The sequence below is a fragment of the Bythopirellula goksoeyrii genome (assembly GCF_008065115.1).
In the GTDB taxonomy this organism is placed as follows: Bacteria; Planctomycetota; Planctomycetia; order Pirellulales; family Lacipirellulaceae; genus Bythopirellula; species Bythopirellula goksoeyrii.
On sequence record NZ_CP042913.1, the window covers coordinates 5,207,629 to 5,227,716 of the forward strand.

At 54.1% G+C, this 20,088-nt stretch carries 10 protein-coding genes; 5 read left to right on the top strand and 5 right to left on the bottom strand.

What is annotated here, in order from left to right:
* Nucleotides 1-16: 16 nt before the first annotated feature.
* The 3 genes from Pr1d_RS20560 to Pr1d_RS20570 all read right to left on the bottom strand — a co-directional run bounded on the left by Pr1d_RS20560 (nucleotide 17) and on the right by Pr1d_RS20570 (nucleotide 5,153).
* Complete coding sequence (locus Pr1d_RS20560) at nucleotides 17-244, bottom strand: hypothetical protein (RefSeq protein ID WP_148075276.1); 228 nt, start codon at nucleotides 242-244, stop codon at nucleotides 17-19.
* A gap of 817 nt (nucleotides 245-1,061) precedes the next feature.
* Complete coding sequence (locus Pr1d_RS20565) at nucleotides 1,062-4,142, bottom strand: sulfatase-like hydrolase/transferase (protein WP_148075277.1); 3,081 nt, start codon at nucleotides 4,140-4,142, stop codon at nucleotides 1,062-1,064.
* Between the two features lie 93 nt (nucleotides 4,143-4,235).
* A complete protein-coding gene (locus Pr1d_RS20570) occupies nucleotides 4,236-5,153 on the bottom strand; it encodes a sulfotransferase domain-containing protein (protein WP_148075278.1) in 918 nt (305 codons plus the stop codon).
* Between the two features lie 237 nt (nucleotides 5,154-5,390).
* Here Pr1d_RS20570 and Pr1d_RS20575 point away from each other — a divergent pair, with 237 nt between their 5' ends.
* A complete protein-coding gene (locus tag Pr1d_RS20575; RefSeq protein ID WP_210417795.1) occupies nucleotides 5,391-8,849 on the top strand; it encodes an FtsX-like permease family protein in 3,459 nt (1,152 codons plus the stop codon).
* 206 nt (nucleotides 8,850-9,055) lie between these two features.
* Nucleotides 9,056-10,153 (top strand): hypothetical protein, encoded by a 1,098-nt coding sequence (locus Pr1d_RS20580; RefSeq protein WP_148075280.1) that lies wholly within the window; start codon nucleotides 9,056-9,058, stop codon nucleotides 10,151-10,153.
* A 38-nt stretch (nucleotides 10,154-10,191) separates the two neighbouring features.
* Here Pr1d_RS20580 and Pr1d_RS20585 read toward each other — a convergent pair whose 3' ends face one another.
* A complete protein-coding gene (locus tag Pr1d_RS20585; RefSeq protein WP_148075281.1) occupies nucleotides 10,192-12,249 on the bottom strand; it encodes a S46 family peptidase in 2,058 nt (685 codons plus the stop codon).
* Between the two features lie 623 nt (nucleotides 12,250-12,872).
* Between Pr1d_RS20585 and Pr1d_RS20590 the strand changes: the two genes are divergently transcribed.
* The 3 genes from Pr1d_RS20590 to Pr1d_RS20600 are packed head-to-tail and all read left to right on the top strand — an operon-like array spanning nucleotide 12,873 to nucleotide 17,427.
* Nucleotides 12,873-14,441 carry a MotA/TolQ/ExbB proton channel family protein gene (locus Pr1d_RS20590; protein WP_148075282.1) on the top strand — a complete coding sequence of 523 codons (1,569 nt, stop codon included), beginning with the start codon at nucleotides 12,873-12,875 and terminating at the stop codon, nucleotides 14,439-14,441.
* Nucleotides 14,438-16,384 (top strand): hypothetical protein, encoded by a 1,947-nt coding sequence (locus Pr1d_RS20595; RefSeq protein WP_148075283.1) that lies wholly within the window; start codon nucleotides 14,438-14,440, stop codon nucleotides 16,382-16,384. The genes Pr1d_RS20590 and Pr1d_RS20595 overlap by 4 nt, the downstream gene beginning before the upstream one ends.
* The gene (locus tag Pr1d_RS20600; protein ID WP_148075284.1) at nucleotides 16,381-17,427 is read left to right on the top strand and encodes a coiled-coil domain-containing protein; all 1,047 of its coding nucleotides are present in this window, start codon (nucleotides 16,381-16,383) and stop codon (nucleotides 17,425-17,427) included. Before Pr1d_RS20595 ends, Pr1d_RS20600 begins: the two co-directional genes overlap by 4 nt.
* A 50-nt stretch (nucleotides 17,428-17,477) precedes the next feature.
* Here the strand turns inward: Pr1d_RS20600 and Pr1d_RS20605 are convergent, their stop codons facing one another.
* Complete coding sequence (locus Pr1d_RS20605; protein WP_148075285.1) at nucleotides 17,478-20,027, bottom strand: beta strand repeat-containing protein; 2,550 nt, start codon at nucleotides 20,025-20,027, stop codon at nucleotides 17,478-17,480.
* Nucleotides 20,028-20,088: the final 61 nt, after the last annotated feature.

Consider the following 20,088-nt stretch of genomic DNA (forward strand, 5'->3'; position numbering starts at 1 on the left):
TGCTTGCACTTACAGGCTAGTTACCCAGCTTCTCTTGAACTGTATCCCCTGGGGATCCGTATAATACCGGAGAGAAAGCGGTCGATCCCAAACCACTTCCTAGTCCGCCAGCAACTACATGCACCTCACCGCCACCACCATTCGAACAGTCGTCATCCTGCTTACGGGATTCGGTATGGTCTTGCCGTCGAATGCCGTCTCGCCATGTCGCTGTGCTCAGCGTAACGGCGGTTGTGCACGACAATCAGAACCCACTCGGGCGTGCTGCAGCACTCGAAAATCCTGCTGTGCAGATAAGGCGGACTCTGGCATTGAGTTTGCCTGCTCTGGGGCAAAGGCCTGTACCTACTGCCCTTGTTGCAGCAAGCCGACTTCACCTATAGCTCCTTCGCCACAGCCGAACAATATCTCAATTGATCACGATCTTACTGTGACCTTTGCCGGGGCGATCCCTGCTCTCAACGCACCGGTCGATGAACCACTGTGCTATTTCGCCAACGAGAGGGGCAGTCCGCCCGGCTATTCTGCCTTACGTCTCCACGAGTTGAAATGTGTGTGGCTGAATTAACGTGGAAGCGGAAATTGATTTTTGATATTCCGTTCTTGTTAATTCCTCTTAAAGCGAGACTACTTCTCGCAGGAGATTTCAAATGTCCTTTACAGGAAAATTGCTTGCCGGCGCTTTAGTATCCGGCGCATCCATTTTTGGTTTCAACGCATTCGCCGGGAGCGGTACCACAGCTGCCTGCTGTTATGGTGATTCGTGCACCTGCGAAAACTGCGACTGCGCAGACGGCACTTGCACCAATTGCGAGTGCGAGAATTGCACTTGTGAAAACTGCGAATGCGGCGGCGACTGCAAACGCGACTGATCGCATTGCAGGTCAATTGAAACCGAAGTGACACCCCTCGGCTGCCCATGTGGTAGCCGAGGGTTTTTTGTTGGGCTCCGTGGGGCATCCATCTTGGCTGTCAATACACGTCACTACATGCTGGAAGCCTGCACCTCATTTTCATTGGCGTAAGGCCAGTTGGCATGTACTGACTCTGTAAGCTTCCCGTTAACAGACCTGTTCAAGTAGTTGAGTAAAATTACACCGCCGACCAGTTCCGATCCCAATTAGGCTTGCTATTGCAATTAGTAAGGAGGAAGGTTCAGGCACCTGGGTCGTCGAAGACGGAGGATTTGTGCCCGTGAGTTGTCGCTGCCAAAAGAGAAAATCTCTTCCATCGGTGTCGGCATCTCCGTCGGCATCTCCGTCGGCATCTCCGTCGGCATCTCCGTCGGCACCGGTGCCGTAGGATTGTTGCCAGATGGATAAGTCGCCATCATTCACGAAACCATCGCCATTGAAGTCTGCTGGGGCAAGAGCAGTAGTAAGCACTCTGAACTGCAACAGTTCATTACCCAATACAGATAAATCGAAGTTCAATTGGTGGCGATCAGGAGAAATGATCAGCATTCCTTCAGGACCTAAAGTTAACCCTCGGTCGGCATCAGTACCGTAGTCTCCTATCGAACCTAGCAAGGCATCTGTGGAAACCAAAGAAGACTGATTGAACAGGATACCCAGAATCTCTCCGCCAAACGTGATTGAACCGGTGGCATCTTCAGTCATCGAACTGTCTTGTGCGAAAGGATCAAAGCTCAAGACATAGCTATTGAACTTCGTGCCCATTGGAATTTGGCCCACCGTCGCTTGGCCCACATTTGTCAACGTCACCCCGCCATTGATAATCGCGTCGACTGATAGTGAACCTTCAAGTACGTCGCTACGTTCGTGGATCAATTGCAATTGAGATGATTCGGATGCCCCTAATGAGATACTTGTGGGGCGCATAGGCGAAGTAACTCTTCCAGAATATGACGCCACTTGGTAGTCCGTAGGACTCAGTACAGAGTTATATCTGTCTTGGACATTGCTTGAAGTAACGGCATAGTTGTAAAAACGCAATTCAGCGATTTCGCCTCTTAGACCCCCCGAAAATGGTAGATCTCCACTCCCTCCATTTCCTCCTAGACCGTTGCCACCGACATTGCCCAAACCCGCCATGTCGTACGTGTCCCATTGAGGACTCTCACTGGCCCCCAGCAAGCCATTGACACGGGTAACAAGTGCACCGTTTACATAGATCTCTTGATAGCGATCGTTAGGATCATCATTGAACACAGCAACAAGATGCACGAAACCCTGAGTTGGATCAGCAAACCGATCGATTCTTGCCGTAGCACTAAACCCTTTGAGAGTTCCTATTCCCGTATCTGCTCCTGACAACCCCAAAACTCGAAATCGCAAATCATTCTTCAAGCCGTCGCTGTCAGCGTCTCCGAGAGTAACTGAGATTCCACCAGTTGCATCTCCGGATTCCATGAGAATTCCATTCTCAGTCAAGCTATCCAGCCGGACCCAGAACTCCATAGTAGCCGAGCGGTTCCAATCCGGCGTTCCGGCATTAGGGGTCGTTTTCCGAGGACCATCGTCAGCTACTTGCAGAAAGTTTTGGCGCATAACATCTCCCCCATCAAAATAAAACGCCTGGCGGGAGAGGCCAGGCTGAAAGGGGGATGTACTTGAGATGGTTGGCTGTTCTGAGCCTCCGCCAAAATTCCAGGTTTCGCGCCCTTTGTACCGAAGGTCGGTAGTCGAGCGCCAGTTCGTAGCTTCGCTTCCAGGCTGGTTAGCATACCAATCGATGGCAACGTCTTTTTTCACATCGTAAGCGAATGGAGCATCAATAGCCTCCAAGTAGTTCTCCAGTTTCGCTTTCAATTCGGCAGACTTTAATGGCATTGAATTGAAAAGATTCACCGACTCACTCAGATCATCCTTCAGATTGTAGAGAAAGTATTGATCGGTACCCCCATTCTCTGCCCATTCCACATAGAGCTTATAATCTCCGTCGCGTACGGCCGACGATGGTTTCGTACGAAAGTTTGGTCCAATCGCAAAATTCATGGGCCAATGAAAATAAACCTCTCCACTCGTATGAAAGTTTCTGGGCAAGAAGTCCATGCCTGAAGGCAGATTTCCAGCGTTATTCAAAACAGGTGCAAAACTACCTGACTCAACATTAGCAGGTAATGGAGAAGCGTAGCCAGCCAATTCTGCGATCGTCGCATAGAGATCGGTCGTTGTGATGGGTACGTCGCTCACACTTCCTGCTTGAATATTGGGACCACTCACGATAAAAGGTACGCGAAGACCTCCTTCCCTGACTGAAGCCTTGCCTTCTCGTAGTGGTGTATTCTTGCTGAAAGCAAGTGGGGCACCGTTGTCGGAAGTGTAAAATATATACGTATTGTCCGAGATTCCGAGTTGGCTGATTTTATCCAAAATCAGACCAAAGGATGTATCTAAATCTTCGGTCATCGCGGCATAGTCAGAATTATCATGTACTGCGCCTGGGGGGAGTACATCGTACTTATCTCTGATTTCCTGTCGCGAGCGAATAGGAGGATGTACAGCCTTCTCTGAGACCTGTAGGAAGAACGGTTGATCGTTAGACACGCGATCCTCAATAAATGAGTTGGCCATGCCTGCCAACTTGTAGACACCCCAGGGATCTACTTCATCAGGGGGCAGTGGATTTAAGTCTTCTCCAAAATCATAACCTACAGCTTGTGGTGTGGTAGTTCTTGGGATGTCCAAATGCCATTTACCCAAATGGGCCGTAACATAACTCGGATTGGCCTGCTTGATGATGCGAGGAAGTGTTAGTCCCGTAGGATCGAACACTTCTGGCGTAGGAGGGGTTAAGGGTAAATCCGTATAGCCACCCTCCCAACGAATTGAACCTTCTGGCAGAGCATGAGGCATATCTCCCATCTGCAGGGCGTTATGGTTGCGGCCAGACTGAATCGAAGCCCTGGTCGTGGCACACACGGGAGAAGAAGAATAGCCCTGCGAGAATCTCATCCCCGCAGAGGCCAATTGTTCCAAACGAGGTGTCTGATAAAAATCGCTTTTCGAACCTGGAACAGTTGGATCCATCTGCACCGATGTTCCATTCCAACCTTGATCGTCTACAAGTATAACGATGATATTTGGAGGGGAATCACTCGCTTGGACGGACGACACGAGAACAAGACAGATTATCCATAGAATCTTAAACGCATCGGTTGAAAAGAGATATCTGTACATGTATCGACTCGAGGCAGTCAAGTAATCAAAGTACTTTAGACGTGAACACAAAGTTCAATGCTAGAAAAATCAGTAGTGGAAAACTGGAGATCTCTATGTGCCAGAAGCATGCACTGCTTTTTGATTAGCGTAGGGAGCCCTAGAGAGTTCAGGGTCTACAGCCTTCGGAAAATCTGACCACAATGGTTCGCTAAGCCCCAGTATGTTGCTTAGTTGATGCACGTCGTCGGCAAGCGATTCTCGCAGCCATTCGAGCGTCGCCTGCGATGGGCCGGGAGGTTTCTCGGGGGCCGGAGGGAGTAGCCATTGATACATAGCTAGCCGCAACTTCGGAGGCAACATGCGACGAACGAAGTTCTTGTAAAGGGAATTCCCGGCGACCCCTTTCCAAAAAGAGGTTTTCACTGGCTTGCCGTCAGATTTGTTGTAAACTTTTTCGAATTTGATTTTGAAACCCTGGGGCGCAAGTCCCAGAAACTCGCCGACATCTGCCACGATTTCCTGGCGCCGGGATTTGTAGTCTTCGAACCCCACGACCTTGACGCGATCCCTGCCAATCGCTTCGAGCCACGGCTGCAATTGGTAGGCATAGCTGCTGTAGTCTATGTAGCGGGAGTGACGTCGGATATCGGTGTCGACCGCGCCGCTCACTAGCCCAGCGCTGTACTCGTGGTGGTGTTGGCTCAAGATGCGATCAATCGGGTGGCGCACCACGTAAATCACCTTGAATCCCTCGGGGAGCACATTCAAGGCTCGACTGACTACTCCGTCGTAGTCAGGCCGTTTGGCATAGTTGGTCGAGGCGTCGAGAACCAACTGGCTCTTATGGGCACCGGCGTAAAGTTCCGCATATTCTTGCCGCCCCTCTTTCGTAAGCATGCGATCGGTACAGAGGCGCCCAGGTTCCTTGTCTTGTGCCAGGTAAACATTGGGATGAGTCGCCAAGTCGATGTAGAGCCCGGTCGTACCAGACTTCATCGCGCCTATCAGCAGAACATTCGGAAAGGCCATGAGCGGTTCCTCGGTTGTAAGAGCTTGATTACTGAACGTGAGGCGTAATAAGTCGCCGTGAGTCGCACGACGAACAGACTCCAGTATCGCTAAGTATCATGAAGAGGTCGCCAACAAATGATGAACAGATAGCGAAGTATTGATTAACGTCATGTGAAGTAACAGTTAATCACCGGCAAATCAGAACTTGCCAAGATGCCACAAGACATCCGCACCTCATTTTGCCATAATGCATGCATGTCCCCCCTCCGCTACATCTTCGCAAGCCTCTGGCAATATCGACTCACGCATTTTGCAGTGGCATTGGGGGTGGCGGTTGCCACAGCAGTCATTACAGGGGCGCTGCTGGTAGGTGACTCGGTACGCGGCAGTTTGCGCGGTCTCACACTGGAGCGGCTCGGCGGGGTCGATACGGTGCTCGTGGGTGAACAACCGTTTCGTGAGGTGCTCGCTGAAGAATTCGCGAAGGCTGTGGGGAAGGAAAGTGAGTTCAAAGGATTCGCTCCGCTGTTGTTGGTGCCGGGGAGTCTGTCGGCGACCGAGGGGGAGCAAACGAAACAGGCGACGCATCTTTCGATTCTTGCTGTGACGGATGAATTTTGGCAATTGGGTGAGGTTGGGCCCGCTAAGCCGACAAGCGGCGACGACGTTGCCATTTCGCAAGCAATTGCAGACGAACTTGGTGCTGCCGTGGGTGATGAGGTGCTGCTGCGAGTTTCGCTGCCCAGCAATATCCCTGCCGACAGTACGCTGGGCGAAAAGGAAGATGCGACCACATCACGGCGGTTGCAGATCGTTGCGATTCTCAACGAAGGAATTTCACGATTTAGTCTGCAACCGAGCCAGCTTCAACCGCGCAATGTGTTCGTGTCGCTAACGACCATGCAGCGACTCCTGGAACTTCCTGATCGAGCGAATGTGATTGCCATCGGCAGTGTGGATGGCGACCAACCAAGCACGTCCGCCGAGCAAGCCGCATTGAAAAAGGGCCTGCGGCCAGAGTTGGCAGACTTTGGGTTGAATGTAAAAGAGATCGAGTTAAATAACCCGCGAAGTCACTCCGGGATCAGCAATTTCTTACAATTATCGGCGGAGCGACTGGTGCTTTCTCCGAAGCTAGTTGAGACAGTTCGCAAACGTTTCAAATATGATGAACCCTATCCTAGTGGCTCCCTGGAGTACGATGGAGGGGGACCTTCAATACGGCCCGTGATTACCTATTTGGCCAACACGATCCAACTTGGCGATAAGAAGATTCCCTACTCGACTGTCACGGGCATCAATTCCAATGCCGAACTGGGACCACTCCGCGATGAAAAAGGTCAACCGATTCTCCTGGCCGAAGATGAAATCGCGCTCAACGATTGGTCCGCTCGCCGGCTTAGCGCTCAGGTTGGCGATAAGATCACGCTCACCTACTATGAACCAGAGACCACCCACGGTCGGCTGATCGAAAAGAGCACCTCGCCACTCACCCTGCGCGTGATTGCCCCTCTTCAAACCGACGACGGCCAACCAACCGCCGTAGCTGATCCACAGTTTACGCCAGAGCTACCCGGCGTGACCGACGAACGCTCGATCAGCGATTGGGACTTGCCATTCAAACTTGTGGAGAAAATCGAGCCGGAGGACGAGGCCTATTGGGATGAGTACCGTACCACGCCGAAGGCGTTTGTCTCGTATTCGCTCGCAGAAAAACTGTGGTCGACTCGCTGGGGATCTGTTAGTGCATTGCGGCTGCCGATTGAACTCGGCGCACCTACAGTTTCTCAACTCACTGAGTTTCTGACGGCAGCGATCAAGCCGAGCGATTTGGGGATGAAACTGCTGCCAGTCAAACAGCAGGGACTTGCTGCCGCACGAGGCACCACCTCATTCGAGGGGCTATTTCTGGGCTTCAGTTTTTTCCTGTTGGCGTCAGCGGTAATGTTGATTGCCTTGTTGTTTCGCCTCGGTGCCGAGAGCCGTGCCGCCGAGGTGGGCATTCTTGCCGCAACAGGCTGGGGGGCAAAGCGTTTGCGGCAAGTCTGGCTCGGCGAAGCGGCGATTGTGGCCCTGGTAGGGGCCGTAGTCGGCGTGTTGGGTGGCATCGCCTATGCCGCGTTGATGATTCACGGCCTCACCACGTGGTGGGTGGCGGCCACCGTGACACCGTTCTTGAAGTTGCACATCACGCCGCAAAGTTTGCTCACCGGGTTCGCCATTGGCGTGATTGTATCGTTGGTGACCATTGTTTGGTCACTGAGAAAACTCCTGCGCATTCCTCCGCGGCAACTACTGGCCGGTGACGCGAGCGACCCGAGCGACATCCGCTCACTACAATCGAAACCACGTAGGCAATGGCTCTCAGTCCTTCTCTTCATCCTGGCTGTTGGAATTGCAGCAGGAGCACTTGCCGGTGGACTTCGAGATGTAGCTCAAGCGGGAGCCTTTTTTGGTAGTGGTGCGCTGGTGCTGGCCGGACTGCTGATCTGGCTGCGAGGCCGTTTGAGACAAGCAAGCGTATCGGCACCTAACGCACTCTCACTTGCTGGCCTTTCGGTCCGTAATGCCCGCCGCAATCCAGGAAGAACAATTCTGGCTGTAGCCCTGGCAGCGGTCGCCAGTTTTTTGATCGTCGCGTTGAGTGCTTTTCGATTGGCACCAACGGAGAGTGGCACAGGAGGATTTGACCTCATAGCGACCTCCGATCTGCCTATCTATTTTGATCTCAATACTGCCAACGGCAGAAAAGAACTCGGCTTCACTGAAGAGGATGAAAAACTGCTGTCAGAGTCTACGATTTACTCTTTTCGCGTCCACGGGGGGGAAGACGCCAGTTGCCTTAACTTGTATCAAACGACCCAACCCCAGGTGGTAGGCGTGCCAGAGAGTTTTTATGCTGACAATCAGTTCGGATGGGCTGCGCGGAAGGAAGGGAACCAGACCACGGGCTGGTCATTGCTTGACACGGCGTACGAGAAAGACCTGCAAACCATTCCTATCATCCTCGATCAGAACACCGCAACCTACAGTTTGCACTTAGGGGGAATTGGCGCACAGATCACGCTACGCGATGCCGCGGACCAACCGGTTACCGCCGAGGTAGTAGGCTTGCTGTCCGGGAGCATTCTGCAAGGGAATGTGCTGATGAGTGAAACGAATTTCCTGCGACTCTATCCAGACGAAGCAGGACGATCGCTGTTCTTGATTCTCGCCGATTCTCCATCCAACGTGGATAAGATCTCCGCGTTGCTGGAATCGAGGTTGGTGGATTTTGGTTTCGACGCAGTGAATGCCCACGATCGGCTTGCCGATTTTCTGGCGGTGCAGAATACCTATCTGTCAACTTTCCAGTCACTTGGTGCATTGGGTTTGCTGCTGGGAACTATCGGTCTGGCCGTCGCTCAACTGCGCAGTGCTTTCGAACGTCGAGGAGAACTTGCCCTGATGCGCTCCGCCGGTTTCCGACGACGACGACTTAGCGAGATGCTGCTGGGAGAAAATACTGTGCTCTTGATCGCCGGTTTGGGATTCGGTTGTCTGGCAGCATTGGTCGCCACCCTGCCCCACTGGGCCCTGCGCCAAGCCGGCATCCCTTGGGTGACACTCGCGTTTATGTTGGGCGCGGTCGCGATTGCCGGCATCGTCGCTGGTTGGCTGGCGGTGCGAGCAGCACTGCGTATGCCGTTGTTGTCGGCGCTGCGAGGTGAATAGAAAATGTCATCCTAAAGGGAACCGTGCGACCTGAAGGATCTAGGTTGCAAGACCAGCACGGTTGGAGAATAAGAAGAGTGGCTTCGCAGATTCCTCAGTCGTGAAACTCCTCCGGAATGACATATACTCTAGCGGCTAGCGGGTGCTTGGTTTACAGTTAGAGGTAGATTTCACCCGCCCCCTTCCTATTTCCCCCGCCTATTGTCATGAATCTTTTGTTTGTGATCGCTTCGTTCGCCGTCACCATCTTGGCCTGGGGAATGTATGGGCCGGTGCTCCATTGGGGACAGCACGCCATGTCGACCACGGGAGGGATGGCATCACTGCGTCCCTTTGTCTGTGTGGGACTAGCCTATTTTGGCATCGGAGTCGCCGTGCCAGCGGTGCTGTTGAAGATGCGCGGAGAGGCGGGCGATTGGACGGTCAAGGGAATTCTCTTCAGCCTGGCGGGGGGAGCACTCGGTGCAATTGGCGCCCTGGGAATCGTCTTGGCATTCAAACTTGGCGGCAAACCGGTTTACGTAATGCCGCTGGTTTTTGGTGGGGCTCCGGTCGTGAACGCGTTTCTCACGATCTATCTGGCGGGCAAGATGAAAGAGATCGGATCGATATTCATCGCCGGCATGATCATGGTCCTGCTGGGCGCTACCACCGTGCTGGTGGCAAAACCTAGTCCCCCGACTCCAGAAAAAACTGCTCCAGCCGCTGAGAGTACGGTAGCAGAGGTCGAAGGAGCAGTGGTTGCCGAAGCCCACACCTTTCGCGATTGGGTTCTGCGGATCGCCGCCATTGGCTTGGTAATCTGTTGCTGGGGTTCCTACGGGCCGGTACTACACATCGGTCAGGCGGCAATGCACCACAGCCGCCTGAGGCCGCTGATCTGTGTGGGACTGGCGTACTTTGCCATCGCAGTGATAGTGGGAAATCTCTGGTTGGCTGCAACAGGTGAAGCAAGCGAATACAACTTTCTTGGAACACTTTGGAGTCTGGCAGGCGGTGCAGCCGGTGCGATCGGTGCACTGGGCATCATCATGGCCTTCAACTTTGGTGGTCGGCCGGTTTATGTCATGCCACTGGTGTTCGGTGGGGCCCCTGTGGTGAATACCCTGTTCACCACCACGATGAATGGACTTTGGAGCGAGATCAACGCCCTGTTCGTCGCAGGGCTACTGCTGGTAATCGCCGGAGCAGCAATCGTGTTGGTATTTGCCCCGCGGGGTGCGCCGCCACCGAAGAAAACGATCCCCGAGCCTGAGCCTGAACCGGTTCCAATTGAACCTGTGCTGGACTCACCACCGGAGTAAAAGCGGGGGATTGCAATCCCCCGGTGTTGCCGATTGGGTTATTTCCCCAATTGATCCGCTAGTTCCTCTGCGTTGTAAATACTCCGCAGGGCTTCGCGGATGCCGCTCGAGTGGACTGAGACGGCTCGTGAGACTGCATCGTCGTACATATAGTCAGCAGTAAGGCTTTGGATGTTGCCGTCGAAAATAATACCGACAAACTCGCCAGCACGATTCACCACAGGACTACCCGAGTTGCCGCCAATGATGTCCGCCGTTGAGACAAAGTTGAGAGGCGTCTTCAAGTCGATACGGCTCTTGGCTTCATTCCAGGAGGGGGGCAAGATCCAAGGTTTCTTGGCCTCGTGAGCCGCCTGATGGGCGAAAGCCCCGGCGAAGGTTGTCCAAGGCGGCACATCACGGCCATCTTCCTCATAACCTTTCACCACCCCAAAAGACAATCGCAGCGTGAAAGTGGCATCGGGGTATCCTGAGGTCCCTTCCACGGCAACGCGAGCTTCCTCGATTTGCGAATAGGCCTGCCGTTCGATCTCTTCGAGTGATTCCTTTTTCTTGCGTCTGGCGCGATATTCTTTTTCCAAGCTGCGGAAGAACTGAATCATCGGATCCTGGGAACTCTTGATCGCTTCCACCCCTCCCTCGGCTAGCTCCCGGCGATATTCGACTCGATTAAGTTGTGACTCACCGATTAACTGAGCGGCCCGCTCAAATGGATTCTTGCCGTCGAGCGCCGTCACTACGAGTGGATCGTCACCCCCCCGCTGTTCAACAAACATGGACAACTGAGACGACAATTTGGCAACTTCCAGATCGTCGTAAATCGTCGCCGGGGAAAAGAGTTCATGCTCCAGCGATTCGCGACCCGAGTCGCTAAACTCGCGCAGACGATCTTCGCTCGGCTTCTGATCCTCCTGAGCCATCAGGACCAACTCTTTGGCAATTTCGTAGTACCGCTCGCGGAAATCAACCCCACCATTGAGCAGTGCGCGTTTTTCTGGTTGAACATCGGCTACTTCCTGCCAAGCCTCGGCATAGTGCTCCAACTCGGGGTTGGCTCTCACCTTAGCCAGAAGTTCTTCTTCACGAGTGGTTTTCTCGGCAAGGAATTTCGGGTTTTGTAACCCAACAAGCATCCCTGTTATCGCCTTGCGACTGTTTTGAATGCCAAACAACTCATCCTGCCCACGCCGTTGATGCTCGGGACTTTGGTAGCAAAACTGCTGGATGGCGACTTCCATCCTACACAGGTAATCGAGATAAGAGGGAAGCGAGTTGTCCCGCAACGTCTTGAGAGCCGCTGTAGTCAGGCCGCGATCGGTGCGGGCTGGATTGCCGGAGACGAAAACCACCTCTCCATCCCCCGCTCCATGCTCCGACCACTTGAGATAATGATCGATCTTGGCCGGCTTGCCGTCCTCGTAGACGCGAAACATGGTGACGTCCATGTTGTAGCGCGGAAATTCGAAGTTGTCCATGTCGCCACCGAAGAAGGCGGCTGAGCTTTCCGGTGCCCACACCAGCCGCACATCGGTGTACTTCTTATAGCGATAGAGATGATACTTCGCCCCGCCAAAGAGTGTAATCACATCGCTGCGGAGTCCCGTTTCGTCGAGCGACTCTTGCTCGATGACGGACATCGCTGCTCGGCGAGCCTTGTGGGATTCTTCCGCATCGAGATCGTCGGCCACGGCATCGTTCACCCGATCTGTGACGTCTTGGATCGACACCAACTGGTTGAGTTCCAGGTCGGGAGCCTTCAGCTCGTTTTCAGGCCCCGCGGCAAGGAATCCGTTTTCGTAATAGTTCGATTCCGGTGTGGAAAGTTTGTGCAACGTATCAGCTGCAACATGGTGGTTGGTGATTACGAGGCCGTTGCTAGAAACGAACGACGCCGATCCTCCTGAGCTAAACCGTACGCTGGAAAGCATAATATGGTCGGCCCACTCTTGCGTGGGATCGAAATCGTATTCTTGCTTAAGAATCTCGTGGGGCAGGTCGTTGAAAAGCCACATCCCCTCTCCCGCTTGCACGTGAGGCGCAGAATGGAGACAGGCGAGCACGGAAACGTAACTAAGGTTTAGAAAGGATCGGGTCATGGGGATTCCTCGTCGGTGAATAGCAATTTAAGCCGTGTCGTAACGCGACACACGGTCTAAAGATCTATGGCGACTATCAGGCAGAATGGTAACACAAACCACCTGATTTCCCCAAACCAAGAAGGTGCGGCTGCAGAATGCTTTAAGCAGGCCAAAAAATGCAGGCGCGGACGAAATCTTCGGCCGCGCCTGCTAGCCCCCCTGGGTGTTTCGTGGCAGATGCGTTGCCGTTGAAGGCCACAGCACTGCTGTCAGATCGTATCTCGAGTGGTTGCTTGTCGTGGGGGGCTGACCTCAGAAACACTCTCATTTTGACTATGAACTTATCGGCCTCGTGAGATTGCGGCTTTGGTAAAGTTTGATGGATAACTAGAATTTGCCGATTCGCGGCAGCCCAATTCGTAGGCGGGAGACAATCTCCCTTAGATTCCCCGCCTACGCGTCGCACTTTCCCAGGAAGCGACATCGCTAGCATTCGACCGTGACAGCATGAACACCTGACTTTTTGCCGATTTCGACTCACAAACTTTGACGATTGCGCCGATTTTGAGGAATAACGGGGTCGGCGTGCGCCGACGATTGACCCGTTGGTCCGCCGGCGTCGTGCAAAAAGGGAGTTCGCCGTGTCACGAGTTTCATCAATCTCCGAATGGCTGTTACGCCAATCATTCATCTGGGGCGGCCTGTCCTGTTTAGCTTTTTATGCGCTGGTCGTAGGCGGAAGTGAACCTGGGTCGACCGTCCAGCGCTACTTCGCTGGCCATTGGATCAACTACGCAACGACCACGATCTTCTTCGTGGGATTGGCGGCGCTGGTGATCAAGATGCTCGGCCTGATGGTGCAATTCGCCACCCTGGACAACATCAAACTACCCGCGTCGGGAGCTAAAGGGCAGTCGGTCGATGAGACGCCAGCCTTGCTCGAAGGACTTGGAAAGCTCTCCCCTGCCCTGCAGAATTGCTACCTCGCCGAGCGACTCCGCAATGCACTGGAATACGTAGAACGTAAAGGCACGGCCGACACCATCGAATCGCATCTCCACCATTTAGAAGATGCCGACGCGACTCGTTCGCATCAGAGCTACTCGATGGTGCGAATCATTTTTTCCACTATTCCTATCTTGGGGTTCTTGGGAACGGTTATCGGTATCACCATGGCCATTGCCAAGCTGGATCTCTCGGCAGACGCGATGGACACGTCGCTACCCGCCGTGGTGGCCGGCTTGAGCGTGGCGTTCGATACCACGGCCCTGTCGCTGGTGCTCTCGACGTTGCTGCTCTTCGTAAAATTCTGCGTGGAGAAAGTCGAGAATAGGCTGCTGAGTTCCGTAGATACGTCGGCGGCCAAACAGCTAGTCGGCCGCTTCCAACGTTTGGGCACCGAAAGCGATCCCCATCTGGCATCGATCCGCCGGATGTCTGAGCAATTGCTGTCCGTAGTACAAACTAGTGCTGAGAAACAAAGCGAATTGCTCCAGGCAACCATGGAACAGACAGGAAGTCGCTGGACCGAAATGCTCGATGGCACCGCGAACAACCTCAACCGGGTCATGGTCGGTGCGGCAGCCAGCTTAGAAGAATCGTTTGCCGCTGCCGCCACCACCCTGGACGAAGCCCTCTCGGGGGCAGTCGTCGAAGGGCTTTCACGTCATGCCAAGGCGCTCAATCAGGGCGTCGAGCAACACGCCAAGAGCCTCGAAGAGACGCTCGTCAGGCATGCAGTGCTGCTCAACGAAGGGCTCGATCATCACACGACTTCACTCGCCCAGGCAGAGGCGGTTGTTGCCGAGGAAAATCGTCGCCACTTGGCTGAGGTGGAAGCGGCCGTCGGTGAAGCAATGCTCGTGGCCTCTAGTCGCCAGGAAAAACTGATCGCCAAGAGCGAACAGATCCTCCAAGAGATGCAGGCTGCATTAGTTGATTCGGCCAGCGCGACGGTTGCCCAGCAGGAACAGCTTTACCGCCAAGGTGAGGTACTCCTGAAGCTTGTTGAAGGCACGAGCCAGATCAAGCAACTCGAAGACTCGCTCAACGGCAATCTGAGAGCTCTGGCCGAATCGCACAACTTTGAGAAAACCATCTCGAGCCTATCGGCCATCCTGCAACTGCTGGGTGCCCACTTAGGCCAATCGCTCGTCTCGGGTGATCATCTTGAGATGACTCCTCTTCGCACGCAGAATAAGGCAGCATGAGCAATCGCAACGCAAGCGAGAACTCCGATTCAATTAGCCTGTTCCCCTTTCTTGCCGTGCTGCTGTGCACGATGGGGGCCTTGCTAGTGTTGTTGGTCGTATTGGTCCAGCGCGCAACTCGGGAGGGCCTGGTGGCCCAAATCACCGAACTTGCGCTGACTTCCGCTACTGAGTCAACACCACAGAATCGCGAAAAGGCCGAGCAACTCCAGCAAGAGTTGGCGGACATTGCTGCGTATCAAGAGAAACTTGAGAAGCTTCGGCTGGAAGCAAACAAACGTCTGCAGGACGAACAACTTCGCTTGAGCCACTCTGAAGAGCACGCTAGACGGCTCGAAGAAGAGCTAGCCAGACTTTCCATCGCTGCGGCACAACTCAAGCAAACTGAGGAAAACCAGTCAGTCGATCAAGAACAAGCCGAACGCGAAGTAGCCCGCTTGGAAAAACTAGTTGCTGACACCAAGCAGCAGATCGAAGATCTCCGCGCTCAGAGTGGCGGGAAGCATTCCTTCGCAATCGTCCCCTACAAGGGCCCCAACGGCACCTATCGCCGACCGATCTACATCGAATGTAATAGTGAGGGTATCACCCTGCACCCCGAAGGTATTAAGCTCACGGCCCAAGATTTCATCGCCCCCAACTGGCCGGGGAACCCACTGGCGGCAGCCCTGCGTGCTTCGCGGGAATATCTTAACAACAAGGCCGCCAAGGGTGGCGACTATACGCCGCCGGATCCTTATCCACTGATCATCATTCGTCCCGATGGGATCAAACAATACGCACTTGCCCGTGCGGCGATCACTTCTTGGGACTCGGACTACGGCTATGAATTCATCGACGAGGACATGAAACTCACTTTTCCCGAGGCAGCCGATCCGCAACTAGCCCATGCTCAGCAACATGCCGTGATTATCGCGCGGGACCGCTTGCTTCAATTGGCCCAAGCCGCCCCGAGTCGTTTTCGAGGCATGAAGTTGGGCGGCAGCGCGTCCTCGGCCTCAGGCGACGGACAGGTTGCTGGTGGTTACGGCTACGGCAGCACCGAACCTGATCGCTACGCCACCGGCGAGTCTGCTTCCGCAGGCGGTGGAGGAGACTATTCCACAGGTGAATTTAATTCTAAAGGAACAGGAACAGATTCAGGCACTTCACCCGGACAAGGTGACGAGAGTGTCGCCGAAGGTGGCCCTGGGGAACTACAAGGCAAGAACGGCGAATTGGCCGGAACTTCCGGCGGCGCATCGACTGCAGCCGAGGGAGATTCTCCTAATGGACCATCAGACTCAGGTACATCCCCAGGCGGGACCTCAGAACAACTGACCGATAGGAATCTAACCGGCTCTCGCTACGCCCAAGGTGGCTCACCCGGCAATGGAAACCCTGACGGCGCATCGGCTTCAGCGGATGGCGGCGCTTCCCAACAAGCCGACTCTTCTCAGCAAGCAAGTGCCGGTGGCTCTAACGCTTCGTCTCAACCGTCCACTGCTGGTGGCACTCCCACGATGAGCATGACGAACAAGCCCCCTCAGTCTATCGCCGCTTCCCAAGGTGCCAACTGGGCCGTCGAGCGCGGCAGTCAACACTCGGTTCCCATTCGCCGTTCGATCCGTGTGGTGGTGCGTGAGAATCAAATGGCGATCCTTCCCACGAGGAATGCCTTGCGGGGCACGGAGGCCACCGGACAAACCATTTCACTCGATCAGCCCGTCGAGGATATTTCGCACGAATTCGTGGATGCCCTCCGCGAGCGGATCGATGAATGGGGCCTCGCCGGCAGCGGCATGTATTGGCGGCCCGTGCTTGAGCTCAATGTCGCCTCCGACGCCCAATTGACGGCAGCACGAGTTGTCCACCTGCTCAAAGATAGCGGCGTCGATATTCAGCTCCCCGAAACTGCTGAAAACCCCGTCACAACAAATCCAACCGGTGGGGTGATGCGATGAGTAGACGCCCCATCGAAGAAGAAGATTCGGCCCAGGATTCATTCCTCGACATTGTCGCCAACCTCGTCGGCGTGATCATCATCCTGGTTATGCTGGTCGGCGCCAAAGCGACTCACGATGCCTTCAGTGGTAAGGAAGTAGCTGTTCCGGAAGAAAAGGTCGTCGTTGACAATGGCCCGGATGAAAAGGAACTTGAGGCTCAACTCAGAGCCGCCCGCTCAGGATTGTTTGAAGCACGACGGGAAGTGGAGCAACTCGCTACTCGGCTCATCCAAATCAAACGTGAAGCAGACGATTTCGACGCGGAACGAGTCAACCTGGCGATGCATCGCAGCGTGGTCGAAGAAGATATGGCCCGCCGCCGCGAATTGCTCGATTCTGAACACCAGCAGCAATACGATGTCCAAAAACAAATCGCAGAATACCAACTCACGCTCGACGCGCTCACCAAGGAACAGTTGGGCCTGCTCACTGGCCCTGAGACCGTCGAAGAACTCGAGAGCGTCCCTACTCCCTTGGCCAGAGAAATCGATGGCAACGCAATTCATCTGAGACTCAAAAAGGGTCTGGTCTCGATCGTCCCGTTCGACGAACTGCTCGATGAAGTGCAGAATCATGTGGAAGATATTCGCCGCCGACTCCAGTCCAGCGACCACGTGGTTGACACCTTTGGCCCCATCGACGGTTACCGCATTCGCATGACGGTTAGTCGCGTGGCCGACCCCATGTCGATAGGCCACCGCGCCGGACAGATCATGCGAATCGAGTACGATCAGTATGCTGAGGTTTTGCCGACCTCCGAGGGGATCGGCCAAGACGTCGAACAAGCCCTCATGCCAGGCGGTTCGCTCTATAAATACTTACAAGATCACCGCCGCGTATCGCCTTCGGTGGTCGTTTGGCTCTACACGGACAGCTTTGACGATTTCCGCCTGCTCAAACGCACGCTCTGGGAAATGGGTTTTTCGATGGCAACCCGCCCCATGATCCCCGGCGCCAACATCGGCGCCTCACCACACGGCACCAAAGCGGCGGCGCAGTAAGCAACGCCCTTCTTCCCATCATTTTGAATCGGCAATAATCCCTGACAGGTTCAAAGACGTTGACGATGCAAGCAACCGATCATCATTCCAAGGATTAGAATGCTCGACGCATTTTGCTCCGGAACAGCTTGCACGGCTGCATTGAACGGGATACTACCGCCGAATTGACGTTGCCAGGCAAGGAAGTCGGCGCCGTCTGTGTCACCATCTCCATCGGTGTCAGAACCTAGTCCACCGAAGTCACCTTGCCATTTTATCAAATCCTCGGCATCTACATCGCCGTCACCGTCGAAGTCGGCTGAAAATGGAGAAACCACTTCCAGCACCACACTCGTTGCGGTGTATTCAACATTCCATAGCAGGTCGCCGATGTTTGGCAGATCTTCGCTGGCGAATGTGCCGAGTACGCTCGAGGCGGTAAGGATATCGAAACTATCCCCGATATTGGGGCTGAAACCTTCGATCAGCGCGACATCGAGCGTGCCATCAAGGTTGACGATATTTGTAACGTCGAGGGCATCGTATTCGCTCCCGCGTGTCGTGCCGCCGATCTCTAATGAGAGTTCACCCCCTGCCAGTTGCGTGTAGCTGCCCGTGACGGTGGTGAGCATGATGTCGGGTCCAGGCACCAAAGCACCGCTTTGGTTCGTTAGATTGCCATGCACACCTTCGACTGTGACTCGTCCATCGAGAAAACTGAATTGACCACTATCTGAAATGTCCATTTGCACCACTTCGATTGCAGCGTCATTGCGTAGAGTCAATGTACCCATCGATTCAAAGCGACCAATCGACAGCAAACTTACCCTGAGCTGCGTCCCCATGCCATCGACGACCACTTCACCACTAGTACCATCGTTGCCAATATTGAGAGTATCAATCGATAAGTCGGCACCCAGATTGAGTTCCAAAGCAGTATCGTCTTCTAGGGAGAAAGACGCAAAAGAGAAATCAAGCTGTGCTTCGTTGGTAGCTGTGAGCGATTTGGCAGCGGCTAATTCCAAGTAATCACCGCTAATTGTTGTCAATGTTCCACCATCGATAAGCATGTCTCCGTTCGCGTAGAATATTCCCCCATCGAGGTTGAGCGAACCCGTCGTGTTCACAGTGGTGAGGCCAATTCCAGTGGTGAATTGCCCGCCAATCAAATTAATTGCAGACGATCCAGTGCCTGTCGTACTACCAACAGCCAGTGTCGAGGCCCCCGTTTGAGTTATGCTAGCGCCGCCTGAAACGGTGATCGTCCCACTGCCCAGGGGCCCGGTGCTTACATTGATGTTCCCTGCGATCATACTCGCGTCATTTTTGACATCCAAAAAGTCCATCGATTCGTCAATTAAAGAGGTCCCGATATTCAGTTCTCCGGAGATCGTGGCAGTCGCGGAGTCTCGGAGCGTAAAGCGATTCGTACCACCACCTTGGTTTTCGATCGGCACTCCGATGGTCACCGCAGGAGCGCCAAAAGTGGAGCCTAAGCCGCCAACGATCAACTCACCACCCAGGAATCCTCCGAGTACAAAGTGATCCGTAGCGATGACATCTGCACCAGAGTTGATTTCGATGCTGACACCATCGTCGAGAAAAGAGGCTCCCGCGAAATTTAGTTGGGCTCCGTTGGAAGCGGTCACAGAGCTATTAGCACTAAAACCCAAGAAGCTCGAATTGCCCTTATTGAACGTTCCCCCATTGATCAACAGGTCACCTTTCAGACTCAGCACGCCATCATCAAGGTTGAGTATGCCTGTAGGCATAACGGTCGAAATGCCTGTGCCAGAAGTAAAGCGGCCACCCGAAAAAATATTGAGCTCGCCCACACCACTGTTGGCACTACCAATGGTCAATGTAGTGCCGGGCAACATCTGGGAAATCATAGACTGCGCACCAGAAACGGTCATCGTGCCCGTGGCGCCGGAATCGACGGTTGCGATGTTGATATTACCGGTAGTCATTTCACTGCCACCATCGACCTCGACGGTACCCTTTGAGGTAGCAATTCCGGAAACGCCAAGTTGAAGTGTGCCGTTTAGTCCGTAAGACGACCGCGCCTGCTCTGTAATCCGCAAGCTGCCTACGAATCCCGACGAACCGATTGATTGACTCCCCATGCCTTGCACGTTCAAAAAGGAGTTCTCTCCCCTTACTTCGACGATTCCATCGCCCGTGCCCGTGCCAATCGGCATCTGGTCGCCAACAAAGAGGCGTACAGGATTTGTTGCCGAACCAATGTTAAGCTTGCTGCTATTACGTACAATCACATCCGCCCGACCTGTCGTGAGATCTAAAGTCCGGGCGACAGCGCTATCGCTCAGTAGCGTTACAACCCCCGCCGATTGAAAGATTCGATCAGCCGCTTCGTTCTGTTTGAGCGTGATTGTGTATTGACCAGCCTCATTTAGTTCGATTTCGTCGCCGGGTCCCGGAGGGGGAGTGCCTGGCCCGCTCGTGACATTCCAGTTGCTCGATTCATTAAAATTTCCACTGATCGCGTTCCTCCATTCCATGTCGTCGGCGTAGAGAGCACATGAATAAAACAACCATGGCAGTAAGACAAAGCACCCGGAAAGAGCGCGAGTGCCACACGCAACGAAAAGGCGATGCATTAGAATATTGATTCTTCGCAAAAGGCTTCCTCTGGAGTAGCTACCCGCAAATGGAGTTGAC